Raw genomic sequence first — 15539 nt, 5'->3', positions numbered from 1 at the left:
TTTGTATCTTCTGTTTCCAACAATACAGTTGTTTCTTGGTACCGATTTGTATCTTCTGTTTCCAACAATACAGTTGTTTCTTGGTACCGATTTGTATCTTCTGTTTCCAACAATACAGGTGTTTCTTGGTACCGATTTGTATCTTCTGTTTCCAACAATACAGTTGTTTCTTGGTACCGATTTGTATCTTCTGTTTCCAACAATACAGTTGTTTCTTGGTACCGATTTGTATCTTCTGTTTCCAACAATACAGGTGTTTCTTGGTACCGATTTGTATCTTCAGTTTCCAACAATACACTTGTTTCTTGGTACCGATTTGTATCTTCAGTTTCCAACAATACACTTGTTTCCGGATCCGATTTTCACCTTCTGTTTCCAACAATACAGTTGCTATCTTGCTCATTTTTGCATCTTCTGTTTTGAATTGCACCTTCCCATTACACAATATCCGCTTAAACAGACGCGAAACGCGTCTGTTTAAGCGGGATGGTTTATGAGATTTGACAGATAAAAGGCTGAACCATCATCATGTTTCAGTTAAGCTTGAAAATATGGGTCGGCTCAGCTCTAAACGATAAATTTGTGACAGAATGATATAAAATATTAAAAAACCAACAAATAAAATAATGTTGGCTATTGCTGTCGGTTTGTATTTCATTTAAATCTTTCATCCTCACGTTTATCGATTTAATCCAATAACATAAACAGGCAAAGAACCATGCCCGCCGCAAAAGAAATCAAAACCAAAACCGTATACGTCAACTTTTTGTTCAAATCCTTTGCTTCTTTTCCGGCAAACCATCCGGCAATTCCGCCAAATATCAAAAACAAGCTCAAGACAACGTAACTTTTTATTTGATCAATCAGTTCCGGTTCCGGAAGAACGTAATCCGGCGGGAAAATATACGGATAAAGAATGATGGAGCCCATGAAAATGGCCGGAAACAAAACGCCAAGCGCAAAAGCGCGGTTGGAATCTTTGGTGACATAACCGTAAGCAATCGCTCCGAAAAACTACACCAGGAGAAGAACCGAAGACAAAAAAGGCCACTTATAATCCAAAAGAGCAAAAATAGAATACAGGACCAGGAGACCGATAAATAGAATATTGTTGTTTCTCGGCGTCGCAAATTTCCGGTCCGTCATCGCAGCAACCCATCCGAGACCGGCAGCCACCACAGCCGTTGACAGAAACATACCGGCTCGGAACAAAATAAAACCGACCGAAGGCCAATCTTTGAAAAAATTACTCATGGAGACGACTTCCAAAAGGTAAAAAATAAACGGAAAAACAAAACCGAGTACAACCGCTCTTTTTTGGTCTTTGGAAACAAAACCGTAAATTGCCGGACCAAAATAGCTGAGAATCAGAAAAATCAGGTTGACAGAACGCCAATACTGGTCGGTCACATCTGCATAAAACAACAGGAAAGCCAATCCGGCAAACCCAAGTAAAAACACGGTAAACAAGAAATTTTCATTTTCAGTCAAGTTTCGCTTCGGGAAATTCAATCGGATCACATCTTTTAAGATTTTGGAAATATCTTCAAATTTGTTTATCCTGTATAAATGATTGATGGAAATAGAATATATAAAATATTTATTTTTATTTTCAAAAATCCAAAAAAAAAGCAACCCGCCGTTTGGCGGATCGCTTTTGGTTTTCGTTCAAGACGAAATTAAATTACTTGTAGGTTGCTGTTTTGGTGAATTCCACCAAGGCTTGCAAGTTTGCAGTCGGGGTGTTGGTCACAATACCGCAGCCAACGGTAACGATGGTTGCGCCTTCGGCGAATGCGGCTTTGCAGCGGGCGGTGACATCGGCCGGGGTGCCTTTCCAGAGGAGTTGGACCGGGTCGAGGTTGCCGACGATTTTGGCTTGCTTGGAGGCAGCGGCTGCGGCGGTGAGGTTGACTTTTTGGTCAACGCTGATGCCGTCGACGCCGGCCTTGTCCATGAGGGCGATGCCTTTTGTGGTGTCGCCGCAGATGTGCAGAACGGTGGAGACGTTCAGAGCGCGCATGGCGTCTGCGATCTTCTTGTGGTACGGAACGGCGAACTTGTCGTAGAATTGGTCGCCGAGAAGTTCGTAGCTGGCCGTCGGGTCGATGATGACGATGGTGTCGGCGCCGGCTTTGACCATTTCGGTCGCGTATTTAATACAGAAGTCGGTGGACAAGTCAAGGAGCGGTTGAACGACCGGGTCGTCCATCATGATGCCCATAAACCAGTTGTCGCCGTTGAGGTGTTGGGCGAGGGAGAAGGGACCGATCATGGAACCGATAATCGGGAGTTCTTTGCCGTATTTCTCGGCGGAGAGTTTGACGGACTCGATGATGGTGTCAACACGTTTTCCGGTGCCGAATTTGAAGTCTTTCCATTTGTCAACATCTTCCGGCGTCTTGACGCTGTGGCCGATGACGGAGGGTTGTTGGTCGCGGGTACCGGCTTTCAATTTGCAGCCGAAGAATTCCGCTTCTGCGGTGATGTCAAACGGCACGCGGATGGCTTCAAAGCCAACGACGGTGTGGGCCGCTTCTGCCAATTTGAAGAGCATTTCGGCGTTTTCGTGGGCTTCCGGCCAGTAGACTTTAACGGCTTCCATCTGTTCGACAGTGGCGGTTTGTGTGAAACAAACGGCCGGCATTCTGTCAACTTCCATTCCTCTTAAAACACGGTATAATCTGTCTTTTGCTGTGTATGTTGTCATTTTGAGTTCCCCCAATGATGAATCAAAAATTCCGTACGTCAAAATTATACGTCTTCGCACCGAAACGATGCCCTTGACACTATATCCGTTTATCTGATTTATTTGAAGTTTTTGACAGAAACAACGAAATCATTAACTTTCATTAAATTTTACCGTCATTTTCAGTCAATTTTTCAACCATTTTGAAAAAATGATTAAAATCCAATTAATTTTGCAAAAACAATTGCAAACGCCGTAAAAGCGCAATTCAACCGGATAAACCTACACTCATAAAGCCGTGAAGATTTTTAAATTTTATCCTGAATTTTCATGATATAGAGATTAAAAATTACATATGGCGTATGAAATTATCAGTGCATTGTAAAAATACAATCGATTTGAATTATATGAGTATATTATATGAGATATATATGAAAATCCGACAAAAATCGGCAAAATCCGGTTAAAAGAGTCGAAAGAAAAATAAACCTAAAAAACGAATGACATCTAATTTATTTAAAAACGAATCATCGTTTATTTGCTTTCAGTTTCTTTTTCAGTTTTTTATTTTTAGATATTACAAAATATTACATAAAAATGTGACATCAGAGAGGGAAAAAATGTACGTTATCGCACTTGACCTTGGAACGAGCGGTTTTCGCGCGCAGCTTTTGGATCCGAAAACAAACGAAACGATCAAAACCGTCATCACCATGGGCCACCCGCTTCCCGGCGGAAACGTTATCGACCACTTGGAATTCGCCATCGTGACCGGCGAAGACGTCGCCAATGAAGTGATGCTTCAAACCGTCAAGAAAATGCTGGTTGCTTTTGACGTCGATCCGAAACAAATCGACTACATTTCCATCTGCGGAAACCCGATTCAGCTGTCTCTTTTCCAAAACATCGAAATCCGCGACCTGGCTTACGCCGGAAAAACCAAGCAGAAAACCTTAGGCGTTGAAAATGTCAAACGCGACGCCCGGATTTTTCCCGCCAAAGAACTCTTCGACGGCATTTGCGATCTCGGCGGCTGCCAAATTATTGTTCCGCCCGCCATCCAGCACGAAATCGGCGCCGACGCGCTCGCCATGATGACGGAAACCGACTTCAACACGCAAACAAAACCGTGTATGGTCACCGACTACGGCACCAACGCCGAAATGGCCATCAAAGTCGGCGACAAAATCATTACCGCCAGCGCCGCCGCCGGCCCCGCTATTGAAGGACAAGGCATCCCGTGCGGTATGCTCGCCAGCCCCGGCGCCATCAGCGACGTCAACCAAGAAGGCGACTACTGGCGCCTGACCGTTCTCGACGACAAAATGCAATCGTCCAAAGGCGACTTGATCAATCCGGTCACCGGCGAAATCATTGAAAAAGGAGAAATCCCTCCGGTCGGCATTACCGGAACCGGCGTCATTTCCTGTATGTCGGTCGCCCTCAAAAGCAAACTCATGACCAAGATTCCGAAACTGCCCAACGGCAAAATCATTCTCGGAAAAGACATTGAGATCACCGAAAAAGACGTCGTGGAAATCGGAAAAGCCATCGGTGCCATCCGCGCCGCCCAGCTCACCTTGATGGAAGCTGCCGGCCTTGAGTACGATCAATTGGAATATGCGTACATTTCCGGCGCGACCGGCACGTACGTCGACGGCAAGAAGGCTGCTTATCTCGGATCTGTCCCGAACTACGCCAAAAACGTCATCCAATTCGGAAACACGTCCATCGGTCTCGCCCGCAAACTGGCGATTCACCCCGAGCAGTTGGGCGACGTCGACAAAATGGCGAAAAAGATCAAAGCCGACCACTTGATGATGGCGACGTCCCAGACGTTTAAGGACATTTACATTTGCGAGCTGTCCTATTGGGAACAAGGCATGCCGATGGAAATGTTTGACGAAATGCTCAAAACGTTCGGCATTCGCCCGTTCCCGCACGACGCCCCCGAGCCCAACGTCGAACGCCGCGTGATTCGCGACATCGACAACGTCGGCAAAGAAGGTATTCAAATGGTGGAACACATCGGCGTTTACCTGACCGCGCCTGCCTACGGCTGTATTTTCTGTCACAAATGTGAAAAAACATGTCCGGAAAACGCGATTCGTGTGGAAAAACGCGAACCTGACAACTACATTATTATTGACAGCCAAAAATGCCTGGGTTCCAGCTGCAAGCGCTGCATTGCCGGATGCCCGAAAAATGCGGTCAACCACTCGATCTTGAAAGTGGAAAGAAAATCATAAATTGAATGTAAAATGAAATTCAAGAGACCACAGTTAAATCTGTGGTCTTTTTTCATTTTTCACTTTTTCATTTTATTTTCTATTTTGTATATTCTTCATTTTGCCCCACTATTGCCCCACTTTTTTGAATAAAAATAAAATAAAATCAAGAACTGTAGGCAGAACTCATTTCAAAACAATATTTAATATTGCCCCACTATTGCCCCACTCTCGTTCAAAAATTAATACATTTCTTCATTGAAATAATAAATGATTCCGGAGCCTGAAGTTCCTTGTTTTATCAATATATTATACTTCTGAACGAGTGCAGTCAATTCGGTCGTTGCTGTTCTTTTTGAAACATTATTTAAAGATTGGTAATCCATATTTCGAATAAGTCCATTATCTTTTGCAAAAAGAATCGCTTTGAATTGACGCTCATTTATTCCGGATTTAATTAAATCATTTTTGTAACAAGACTCTGTTCTAAATTCAACAGAAAAATCCGGTTCATTAAAATGATAAATTGGCTTTGGAAGCCCTGAATTTTTGCATTCGTTCTTGATCTTTGTGATGCCTCGTCCCCAAGATTCAATATATCCGCAACGGAAAAATGCATTTGAAATATCGGGGTTGAACGGTTTTGACGGATGTTGCTGCAAAAGAGTATCTACGGTCCAATTTTCGGGAAGCTGTCCTTCGTTCCAAAAAATAATTTTATCATCATAAACTTTGATCTGAATCGGGACGCCGCCGGAATAATCTTTGTGGGAAACGGCATTCAATAAAGCTTCACGAATCGCTTCAACCGGGTATTCCGGCGTTTCGATTCGGGCCAAACCTTCATAGCTGATTTCGAATTTCATATATTTCGTTGTGAGTAAATCCATTGTTTTTTCAATCTGCTCAAACAAATTGCCATGAATTTCATCTTGGAAGCGTAAATCATCGTCTGTTTTAAAACGTCCGATTTTAATGTAAGCGCCGGTAACAAACTTTTCCGGATTAGGATGAAAAAGCAAAATGGCTGCCCGTTTAAGATAATCATTTTCTTTCAATTGAAGATTTTCAATTAATTGTTCATTGCTGTCGTTTAATGCGGTTTCTTCAATCCGGTGGCTTTTCAAAGCGCGTGTTCTGAAAAAATCAAACGTTTCAGATTTTAAATCGGAAACGGAAACATAAGGGACAGGAACACCATCCCACCGCTTCCCTTTTTTGTTGAGCATAAATTTGTCCAACGCCGCCCCTTTTAACTCTTGTTTTGTGCTGCCGCTTCGATAATGGTATTGACCCTTGTAATTAACCGGGGAGGGATAACTCTCAACAACGATTTCCAAATAATCTTTGGTGGAAAAATGATTCAAATTAACGTCGACCAATATTCCCATCGTATCCTTAACTTTGTTCGGGATATCTTCCATCAATTTTTGAGCATTCGGAATACCAATCACATTTCCGGAATCATCAGTACCAATGAAAATTCTGCCGCCGTTTGCATTGGCAAAGCCGCAAATCCATTTGAGATAGTCATCCCGCCAAGAAGATTTATATTCAATATTTTGAGATTCAGGCATATTCATTCCAACTTTTATTATTAATTTAAATAAAATTTAAATCAAACAAATAATAATTTTTTAAAAGTTGAAAATAAGATTATCCGAATCTATATTTACTTATTGATTTTACAAAAAAAGGAAGTTGATTATTTGTAATCCGCTTTCACGACGCCTAAAATTCGTCCCGCTGTCTTTTTACCGATGCCCTTAACCCGGCACAGGTCTTCTTCCGTCGAATTAAAAACGTTTTCAAGCGACCCAAATTCATTCAGCAGCATCTTGGCCGCATGCGGGCCGACGCCCGGAATGGACGACAAAATATATTCCTGTTGTTCCGCCGTTGTTTTGGAGACTTTCTTGCCGTGAGGGTTGACGCTTTTTTTGCCGTTGATTTGCTCTTTTTTGGCCATCATTTTCAGCAAAAGCGCCGTTTCTTCTTCGTTTTTTGTGTAAAAAATCGACACGTTCAAATCCATTTCAATCGACAAAAGAGCGCCGCGAATCGAATTCGGATTAATCATGTGGCCGGCTGTAATGTTTTCTTCGCCTTCCACAATCAACGCCGGTTTTTTGTAAGTACGCGACAGGTCAACCAATTGTGAAAAAAGATTGCGTTTGCCGTCAAGAAGCGACGCGGAAAAATCGGCGACGCTTTTGCGCTCGACCGCCATCTCGTCGCTGATGACGTAATCGCCGACTTCCAGCTGCGCCATTTGAAGCTCGACGCCTTCGGCTTCCAAAAGCTTGCGAACGCCGCTGCGCATTTCCCGGTTGTCGACCAAGATTTTCAAAACCGGAGATTCCTCTTGGAAAAAATCGGATGTGGAAGTTGTTTTCGATTTTGAAGATTCTTTTTTGGATTCAATGTCGTGAATGAGTTGTTCATTAAACTCATCATTTGTATTTTCCGAAGATTCATTTTCAGAATCAATATCGTCAACATTATCAATATCGTTAACACCATCAACATCATCGTTATTGTAATCAATATCAATTGATCCAATTTCGGTTTCAGAGTCTGTTTCTGAGTCCAATTCAGATTCTGTTTTTGAATTTTGATATTTTTCCTTGAATTCCTTTTCAAAATCCGAAAACGTCCTTTGCGGCGTCTCCTCCTCATCTCCTTTTTCGGAATAAGATTTTTGAAGGTTTTTCATCGTCGAGAGCATTTTTCGTTCTTTGCTCTGGCTGCTCCAGCGGTAAGCCTCGTCGCGGGTGCCTTTCGTCACCAAAACAATCACACGACCGGTTTGGAAACGGCCGGTGCGGCCTTTGCGCTGAATGCTGCGGACTTCTGACGGAATCGGCTCGTAGAACAGAACCATGTCAGTGGCCGGAATATCGAGTCCTTCTTCGGCGACCGACGTCGCAATCAGTACGTTGTAGTCGCCGTTTCGGAACTGATCTAAGATTTCCGTTTGCTGTTTTTGAGTGAGTCCTTTGTCTTTATGGCGGGAACCTTGTCCGACAAAACGAACAGGAGAAACGCCGGGAATGTCCGACAAGGCTTCCAAAACGGTGTTGGCGGTGTCGCGGAAGTTGGTAAAAACGATGATTTTCGATTCCGGAAATTCGGTCAGCTGCTTTTGAACAATTTCACGGACGGCGTAAAACTTCGGGTGTTCGACGTCGCTGTTTTGCGCCAAATGAAGCGCTTGCCGGAAATAGAGATCGTGGACGAGCCGCTTGGCGGCTTTGCTTGAACTCGACGACGACGCTTCGCTTTCCAGCTTTTGAAGGTAAGCGAGAAGCGGTTTTGTGCCCTGCGTTTCAATCAATTCGACGGCATGTTCGATTTTCATGATTTCCGCCAAAACCGAAATCGCGGCGTAAACGTTGGAATCGACGTCGCCGGATTTCATTTCGTTCGCCAGCGATTTTTGAAGTGCCAGAAGGTCTCGTTTGGCGACATATTTGGTGCCGAGAGAATAACCGAACTCGGAAAGCTTTTGCATGCGGTCGTCAAGGACCTTTTTCAACGCCGCTTCAATATCGGCCATTTCTTTGGGAAGGGACAGCATGAGCCATTCCACTTCTTTTTTATGAACGTAAGGTTTGATGTCGGCGTCGTTTTCGGTTTTAACGATCACGTTTTCAATCGACAGGGCTTGGCAGACGTCGGAGATTTTTTCATCTTCGCTGCCGGGGCTGGCCGTAATGCCCAAAACGAGCGGATTTTTGGCGGTTTCCATGTACTTTTCCGCAATGTACGTGTACGCATAATCGCCAACGGTGCGGTGCGCCTCATCAAAAACAACGCAAGAAACGTCGTTCAAATTGATGCGCCGGCTGAGCAGGTCGTTTTCAATCACTTGTGGTGTTGAAATGATGACAGTGGCGCTGTTCCAAATGTCGCCGCGTTTTTCGGGAGAAACGCCGCCTGTAAACGCGACGACTTGTCCCTCGCTGAGTTTTAAGACGCGGGAAAAAAATGAGAAATGCTGTTCGACGAGCGGTTTTGTCGGCGACAACAGGAGCACTTTGCCGCCGGCGCGCTCCAGGCGGGCGACCATAATCAAAAGAGCGACGACGGTTTTTCCGAGCGACGTCGGCAAAACGACGAGCGAGTTTTTTTTCGTGCAGCCGGAAGCAATGTTGAGCTGGTAAAGACGCTGTTCGACAGCGTTTTCCAAAATCAGCGGGTGCTTAATGTATTCCTTTTCCGGCATCGAATCAACTCAAATGAAGAATGAATAAAATATCAGTGAAAATAGTTGTCTGAAATGTATGTTCTTAGGAAAACCTTCCTTAAATAGTTGAAGTTTGCCGGGTGAAACTATTCAAAAACGAAAAGATGCATTGGTCTGATGACGTCTATGAAAAAACCGCTGTCGGTGTATATGATTTTTCAAAATGTGCTGCCGTAACGCGCGCGCCGGCGCCGCCAAAACAAAAGAAAACGGCGGGAAAAACAAAAACAGAAAACGAAAACAGAAATAAAAGAGAAAAGGTGAAAAGAGACAGAAAAAGTTTCCTTTTTCCGTTTTAGACTTCCGGCGGAATGGTTTCTAATTTGCCGAGGATGCTCCAGATCAAAGTTCCGGTGTGCATCGGAAGGTTCGGGTCGGAACTGACGTCGGACAAGATGGAAAGTCCGGAGGTCGCCCGTAAGAACAGCTCTTGATTTTCATTTTGGAGAATCGTTATAATTTCCGTCACTGAGCGTCTGATATTTCTCGGAACGGACGTGTCGTTTGCGATCATATCCAGTTCCGCCACACATTGCGCAATTGTTGACTTGTATTCGTCTGCTGACATTTAAAATCACCATAATTTTTGATAACAATAACAAAGCGACCTTGCAAAAATCAAGCACAACACACTGTTTTGATGAAATAATCCAAGCAGATGTAAAGCAATAGGAAAGACGATAACCGAAAAAGGCTTTGAAATGAATGAACACGGTTCAAGCTGCGACATTTCAAAACGCTTTCGTGGACAGAGATTCCGAAAAAGCAAGTTCGCATCAATAAATGATTACTATTAATTTAAAGTTTCAGAAATAATTTGTATGAAACGTTGTAGCCTAAGAGAAACATCTATCATTTAAACCTAACCTTTAAAAATTAATACAGATGAAATAGATCTCATTCAAAATGATAATGAAGAGGCAAAAAATGAAAACTGCGCTGCGAAAATTCAAAGATTAATTGATTCAAATAATCATAAGAAATTATATATAAAATAGACAAAATAAAAAGAACGACAAACAACAATTTATTATAAATGCAATCCTATTCAAAAAGATAAATCAGGTGAAAGAATGAGTTCAGACGACGATATTAAAAAGATTGCGCGGTTCCTCGAAACCGGCGGCACGATGTTAGCCAACCACTGCGACAGCTGTGGCGCCCCGCTTTTCCGCTTTAAAGGCGAAATTATTTGTCCGCTGTGCAGCGGCGCCGACACGGACGAAGTCCCCGAGTCCGTTCCCGAAAAATCAACGCCGGTGTTCTGTTCGGCCACGCTTCCGGCCAAAAAAGCGCCGTCTCCGAAAGTGGTGAAACAACCGCAAAAACAACACACAGAAGACGATTATGTTGTCGGCGAACGCGTTTATTCCGCCGCCGAAGACCGCCTCCGGGAATTGATTTTGCTCAAAATTACCGTGATTGCCGAAGACGTTCAAAACGAATCCGACCCGCGCCGCATTGCGGAATGTTTTGATTTGATTGAAAAAGGACTCGACATGATCGGACGGCTTTACTGAGTTTAGCCAATTCTGTTTTTATCTTTTTTTAATTTCATTTTTCTATTTTTATCTTTTTAATTCATTTTCAATTTTTGGATTGGACTGATTTTAAAACCGGAATCCGGTTTTGAAATCAATTCTTATTCTCAGCAGCAATTTTTATTTTGCGCGGCGCCGGCTATATTTCAAACAGCGGGGTGCATTTATTATTTTTCTGCTTGCACCTAATGTTACTTATTTTTAGTTCAGATTGCACCTACAGTTGTTAGTTCCAATGCATCTGCTGTTGTTAATTTTTAGTTTAGATTGCACCTGCTGTTTCCAACAATACAGTTGTTTCCTAATCCGATTTGCATCTGCAGTTTCCGATTGCATCTTCCCGTTACATGAAATCCGCATAAACAGACGCAAAGCGTCTGTTTATGCGGGATGGTTTGCTTGAAATGGAAATAAAGAGACACGCCTACTTTATTAATACGAAAATAAAAATCAAACGACGTGTTTTGAAATCCAAAAGAAAAACCATCGCCATAACGCGCGCGATGCCTGCCCGCTCAAAAAAACGTTTCTAACCAAAGATTAATAACGAAAAAATGATTTAAAGAATCAAATTGAATTTATTTTTATTATTATCAACTTTACAATTTTAGAGGAAAATTATGCAATTTGATCCGAAAACCGTTCGCGAGGAAAAGAACGAAAATTTCGAAAAGGCGTGGAACGAATCGAAAAAATACATTAAAAAAGCGCCGCTTGACGAAGAATACCCGCGCCTTCAACTGGGATTCGGAAAGCCGCATCCCGTTTACGACACAATTCAACGCCTTCGGGAAGCCTATATGCGGATGGGATTTATCGAAATGATGAACCCGCTCATCGTTGACGAAAAAGATGTGCACAAACAATTCGGCGAGGAAGCGCTGGCCGTCCTCGACCGCTGCTTCTATTTGGCGGGACTGCCGCGGCCCAACGTCGGTATTTCCGATGAGCGCATCCGGATGATTCGGGAAATTTTGCCCGGAACCGACGACGAGGGCATTGAAAAAATCCGCAAAGTGCTGCACATGTACAAAAAAGGAACGATCGAAGGCGACGACCTCGTCTTTGAATTGTCCGAACAGCTTGGCGTTGAAGACGCGCTTGTGGTCGATGTCATCGATAAAGTGTTTCCGGAATTTAAAGAACTCAAACCGGAAGGCACTTCCAAAACGCTGCGCAGCCACATGACCAGCGGCTGGTTTATTTCTCTTTCCGAACTGCTCGAACGAAACGAGCCGCCGTTTTCGCTTTTCTCCATCGACCGCTGCTTCCGCCGCGAACAACAGGAAGACGCGTCCCGTTTGATGACATATTACTCGGCCTCCTGCGTCATCATGGACGAAAACGTCACCATCGACCACGGAAAAGCCGTTGCCGAAGGCATCTTGTCGCAATTCGGTTTCCAAAAATTCATGTTCAAGCCGGACACGAAACGCAGCAAATACTACGCGCCCGACACGCAAATTGAAGTTTACGCCTACCACCCGAAACTCGACGGCGGCAACACCAAATACAAAGACGGCTGGATCGAAGTCGCCACATTTGGTATTTATTCTCCCTGCGCGCTGTCGGAATACAACATCCCGATGCCGGTCATGAATTTCGGACTCGGCGTCGAGCGCCTCGCCATGATTGTGCATGACGCCAAAGACATGCGGTCCATGTCCTACCCGCAATTTTCGCAGTATGGCGACTGGGAAATGCCGGACTCGGACCTCGCGCGCCAAGTCAAACTTGTGAAAATGCCGGTCACCGACGCCGGACGCGACATCGCGGACGCGATCGTCGACGGCTGCAAAAAATACGGCAAAACCCCGAGCCCGTGTGAATTTGAGATCTGGTCCGGACAGCTGAACGGTAAAAAAGTCACCGTCAAACTGACCGAACCCGAAGCGGACACCAACTTGTGCGGTCCGGCGGCGTTTAATGAAATTGTCGCCTACAACGGCGACGTCTTGGGCATTCCGAACGACAAGAAATGGCAAAAAGCGCTTGAAAACCATTCCGCGAGAACCGGAATTACCTTTATCGCCGCGTTTGCGGCCGAAGCGGCAGCCGAAGCCGAAGAAGCGGTTTTGTCGGGTCAATCCGAACACGAAATCCGGGCCCGCATGATTAAAATGCTTTCCGAAGTGAACCTGAAGCTTTCCGATTTGGGACAACGGTACATCACCGGGACCAAAAAGAAAATCGATGTTCGCGGACCGATGTTTACGACCGTGACGTTCAAAATTGACAACGAATAACAAAAATTATCAATCGGGCCGACAGTCTTAAAAAAACAAATCTGAAATGTAAATAAATGAAAGAAACTTGAATTTCAAACAAATAATTTATATTACATTTCAGTATTATGTTATACAATTAAATTATCAAATCATCTTCATTATACTTATTTCACACAATTACGTCCACATCTTCATTTTACATTTAATTTAATTCCCATTCAAAGGCGAGAACATGCGAACAGAAATTACTTCACTTTTTGGTTTGGACATCTATACCGTCACCGGTATTTATGTCGGAAAAGTTGTCGATTTAATCATTGACGTCGAAAGTCAATCCGTCTCCGGCCTCATTGCCAATCAGGTCAACACAGACGTTTTTGACGTGGCCGGCGAAGGCGTCATCATCCCGTACCGCTGGGTTGTGACCGCAGCCGACATCGTCCTCATTCGGGACGTCATCCGCAAATTCCAAAAGAGAGAAGAATAAATCGTTCTCTTCTCGATTTTTAAATTTTGTGTCACAAAGCTGACACATCTTCTTTTTTATTATTGAATTCACTTATTTTGATTGATTCCTCTTGTTCTGATTTTATTGCTCGGAGTATTCGTAATAGCGAATTAAATTCGTCTAAACGAAATTAATATATACATGAATTCAGTATGATTTGATACAAAAGGATGTGAAAATCATGAACATGTTAATCGTTTATTGGAGCGGAACCGGAAATACGGAGGCAATGGCGCATCTCATTGAAGAAGGCGCCGCAGCAACCGGTGCTGCTGTGACCGTGAAGGAAGTTTCCGCCGCAAATCCGGCGGATGTTGAAAAGGCGGACGCCGTCGCATTTGGATGTTCCGCGATGGGCGATGAAATTTTGGAAGAAGACGAATTTGAACCGTTCATGAAATCCGTCATGGGAAAGCTGAACGGCAAAAAAACAGGGCTTTTCGGATCGTACGATTGGGGCGACGGCGAATGGATGCGGCAATGGGCAAAAGATGTCAGAGCCGCCGGTGCCACTCTTCTCAACGACGGACTGATCGTCAACTTGGAACCGGTCGGAAACGATGTTGGCCGCTGCAAAGAATTCGGAAAAATGTTGGCGGAAATGTAACATTTTTCTGTTCTTTTCTTTTTTAATTTTTATTTTATATCTCATTTTTTTGCACCGCCGGCGGCGCGCGCGTTACAGCGACACGTTTTTCCAAACCGGCAAAAAGCAGCCACAATTTTTCAAAAAGAATCGTTTCAACCGACAGCACTTGAAAATTCAAAAGCAGCCGCAAAAAATTGAGCAAAATTTATATGCTAACGGTCAGTTATGAATCCATCTTTAAAACAGATACAAAAAATCAAATTTGGAGCTTTTTTATGTTATCCGAATCCGAAAAGATGGAACTCATCAAACGAAACATTGACGAAGTCGTCACCGAAGAAGAGTTGGTTGAACTTTTTAAGAAAAATCCGGCGCCTAAAGCCTACGTCGGCTACGAACCGAGCGGCAAAATCCACATGGGACACGTGCTCACGGTCAACAAACTGCTCGACCTCCAAAAAGCCGGCTGCCAGATCACGGTTCTTTTGGCGGACGTTCACGCGTACCTGAACAAAAAAGGCACGTTTGAAGAAGTCCGGAAAATCGCCGACTACAACAAACGCTGCTTTATCGCGCTCGGTCTTAAAGAAGAAAACACCCGTTTCGTTTACGGCTCCGACTACCAGCTGGGACATGAATACATGCTCAACGTCATTCAAATGTCGCGCTCGGTCACCTTAAACCGCGCGACGCGCAGCATGGACGAAGTCGGCCGCGCCATGGACAACCCGATGGTTTCCCAATTGGTTTACCCGATCATGCAATCCCTCGATATTGCACTTCTGGACGTGGACATCGCCGTCGGCGGCACGGACCAAAGAAAAATCCACATGCTGGCCCGCGAACACCTTAAAGATTTGGGATTCAAAACGCCGGTCTGCATCCACACGCCCATTATTTTGGGATTCGACGGCAACAAGATGTCGTCCTCTAACGACAATTTCATCTCCATCGACGACAGTGCCGAAGACATCGAAAAGAAACTGAAAAAGGCTTACTGCAAACAAGGCGACGTCGAACAAAACCCGATTTTGGAACTGTTCAAATACCACATTTGTCCGAGATACACCCAAATCGTCATCGAAAAGCCGGAAAAATTCGGCGGAAACAGCACTTACAATTCTTACAATGAACTCAGAGAGGCGTTTGCTGCTGAAAAGATTCACCCGATGGATCTGAAAACGGCCGCCAACAAATACCTCAATGAGATTCTGGACCCGGTTCGGGCTGTTTTAATGTAACGTCACAATTTACTGTGACGTAGTGTTGATTGAAAGGGATTTCCCTTTCAACAGTCTTCTTTTCTTTTTTTGCGAAACGCCGCCGCGCGCGTTACGGCGACACATTTTTCCGATACATGCAAATATGCTCTCCGATTTTAAAGACCTTATAAATAAAGGGGGGGCGAATTCAGAAACAGACAATCGAATGTAACAAAATATTGTGACAAAACGAATGATGAAATCAATGAAAAACGAAAGTAAATCTGATTCAAAATCAATTTAAG

General features: G+C 44.0%; 13 protein-coding genes. 6 read left to right on the top strand and 7 right to left on the bottom strand.

Translation table 11 applies throughout. The features are described 5' to 3' along the window. The 4 genes from MsAg5_RS04445 to MsAg5_RS04430 form a co-directional block, all read right to left on the bottom strand. A partial coding sequence (locus tag MsAg5_RS04445) for a hypothetical protein (protein ID WP_338099415.1) occupies positions 1–335 on the bottom strand: 335 nt, incomplete at its 3' end. A gap of 352 nt (positions 336–687) precedes the next feature. Next, positions 688–948 (bottom strand): hypothetical protein, encoded by a 261-nt coding sequence (locus MsAg5_RS04440; protein ID WP_338099414.1) that lies wholly within the window; start codon positions 946–948, stop codon positions 688–690. A 66-nt stretch (positions 949–1014) separates the two neighbouring features. Next, complete coding sequence (locus MsAg5_RS04435) at positions 1015–1491, bottom strand: hypothetical protein (RefSeq protein WP_338099413.1); 477 nt, start codon at positions 1489–1491, stop codon at positions 1015–1017. A gap of 193 nt (positions 1492–1684) precedes the next feature. After that, the gene (locus tag MsAg5_RS04430; RefSeq protein WP_338099412.1) at positions 1685–2710 is read right to left on the bottom strand and encodes an MtaA/CmuA family methyltransferase; all 1026 of its coding nucleotides are present in this window, start codon (positions 2708–2710) and stop codon (positions 1685–1687) included. 599 nt (positions 2711–3309) lie between these two features. Between MsAg5_RS04430 and MsAg5_RS04425 the strand changes: the two genes are divergently transcribed. After that, positions 3310–4938: a methylamine methyltransferase corrinoid protein reductive activase gene (locus MsAg5_RS04425; RefSeq protein WP_338099411.1), complete on the top strand. Its 1629-nt coding sequence runs from the start codon at positions 3310–3312 to the stop codon at positions 4936–4938. Positions 4939–5159: 221 nt separating this feature from the next. Here the strand turns inward: MsAg5_RS04425 and MsAg5_RS04420 are convergent, their stop codons facing one another. The 3 genes from MsAg5_RS04420 to MsAg5_RS04410 form a co-directional block, all read right to left on the bottom strand. Further along, complete coding sequence (locus MsAg5_RS04420) at positions 5160–6494, bottom strand: ATP-binding protein (protein ID WP_338099410.1); 1335 nt, start codon at positions 6492–6494, stop codon at positions 5160–5162. A gap of 128 nt (positions 6495–6622) precedes the next feature. Further along, a complete protein-coding gene (locus tag MsAg5_RS04415) occupies positions 6623–9145 on the bottom strand; it encodes a DEAD/DEAH box helicase (protein WP_338099409.1) in 2523 nt (840 codons plus the stop codon). A gap of 316 nt (positions 9146–9461) precedes the next feature. Then, positions 9462–9734 (bottom strand): stationary phase-response protein, encoded by a 273-nt coding sequence (locus MsAg5_RS04410; protein WP_338099408.1) that lies wholly within the window; start codon positions 9732–9734, stop codon positions 9462–9464. Positions 9735–10239: 505 nt separating this feature from the next. Between MsAg5_RS04410 and MsAg5_RS04405 the strand changes: the two genes are divergently transcribed. The 5 genes from MsAg5_RS04405 to MsAg5_RS04385 all read left to right on the top strand — a co-directional run bounded on the left by MsAg5_RS04405 (position 10240) and on the right by MsAg5_RS04385 (position 15273). After that, positions 10240–10686: an Sjogren's syndrome/scleroderma autoantigen 1 family protein gene (locus MsAg5_RS04405; RefSeq protein ID WP_338099407.1), complete on the top strand. Its 447-nt coding sequence runs from the start codon at positions 10240–10242 to the stop codon at positions 10684–10686. 641 nt (positions 10687–11327) lie between these two features. Further along, positions 11328–12953, top strand: a complete 1626-nt coding sequence (gene sepS, locus MsAg5_RS04400; RefSeq protein ID WP_338099406.1) for an O-phosphoserine--tRNA ligase — start codon at positions 11328–11330, stop codon at positions 12951–12953. A gap of 214 nt (positions 12954–13167) precedes the next feature. Next, positions 13168–13422 (top strand): PRC-barrel domain-containing protein, encoded by a 255-nt coding sequence (locus MsAg5_RS04395; protein ID WP_338099405.1) that lies wholly within the window; start codon positions 13168–13170, stop codon positions 13420–13422. Positions 13423–13624: 202 nt separating this feature from the next. Next, positions 13625–14050 (top strand): flavodoxin, encoded by a 426-nt coding sequence (locus MsAg5_RS04390; RefSeq protein ID WP_338099404.1) that lies wholly within the window; start codon positions 13625–13627, stop codon positions 14048–14050. A gap of 257 nt (positions 14051–14307) precedes the next feature. After that, entirely contained in the window at positions 14308–15273 is a 966-nt protein-coding gene (locus MsAg5_RS04385) for a tyrosine--tRNA ligase (protein WP_338099403.1), read from the top strand. The last annotated feature ends 266 nt before the right edge of the window (positions 15274–15539 follow it).

The sequence above is a fragment of the Methanolapillus africanus genome, from assembly GCF_032714475.1.
GTDB classification, from domain to species: Archaea; Halobacteriota; Methanosarcinia; order Methanosarcinales; family Methanosarcinaceae; genus Methanolapillus; species Methanolapillus africanus.
The sequence above is the reverse complement of the archived record's forward strand: the minus strand, read 5'-3'. Positions and strand labels throughout refer to the sequence as shown.

Bases quoted from the DNA above. Each gene is read 5' to 3' on its own strand.
- MsAg5_RS04390 (WP_338099404.1), top strand. From the start codon at position 13,625: ATGAACATGTTAATCGTTTATTGGAGCGGAACCGGAAATACGGAGGCA.
- MsAg5_RS04425 (WP_338099411.1), top strand. From the start codon at position 3,310: ATGTACGTTATCGCACTTGACCTTGGAACGAGCGGTTTTCGCGCGCAG.
- MsAg5_RS04405 (WP_338099407.1), top strand. From the start codon at position 10,240: ATGAGTTCAGACGACGATATTAAAAAGATTGCGCGGTTCCTCGAAACC.
- MsAg5_RS04430 (WP_338099412.1), bottom strand. From the start codon at position 2,710: ATGACAACATACACAGCAAAAGACAGATTATACCGTGTTTTAAGAGGA.
- MsAg5_RS04420 (WP_338099410.1), bottom strand. From the start codon at position 6,494: ATGCCTGAATCTCAAAATATTGAATATAAATCTTCTTGGCGGGATGAC.
- MsAg5_RS04415 (WP_338099409.1), bottom strand. From the start codon at position 9,145: ATGCCGGAAAAGGAATACATTAAGCACCCGCTGATTTTGGAAAACGCT.
- sepS (WP_338099406.1), top strand. From the start codon at position 11,328: ATGCAATTTGATCCGAAAACCGTTCGCGAGGAAAAGAACGAAAATTTC.
- MsAg5_RS04385 (WP_338099403.1), top strand. From the start codon at position 14,308: ATGTTATCCGAATCCGAAAAGATGGAACTCATCAAACGAAACATTGAC.
- MsAg5_RS04395 (WP_338099405.1), top strand. From the start codon at position 13,168: ATGCGAACAGAAATTACTTCACTTTTTGGTTTGGACATCTATACCGTC.
- MsAg5_RS04410 (WP_338099408.1), bottom strand. From the start codon at position 9,734: ATGTCAGCAGACGAATACAAGTCAACAATTGCGCAATGTGTGGCGGAA.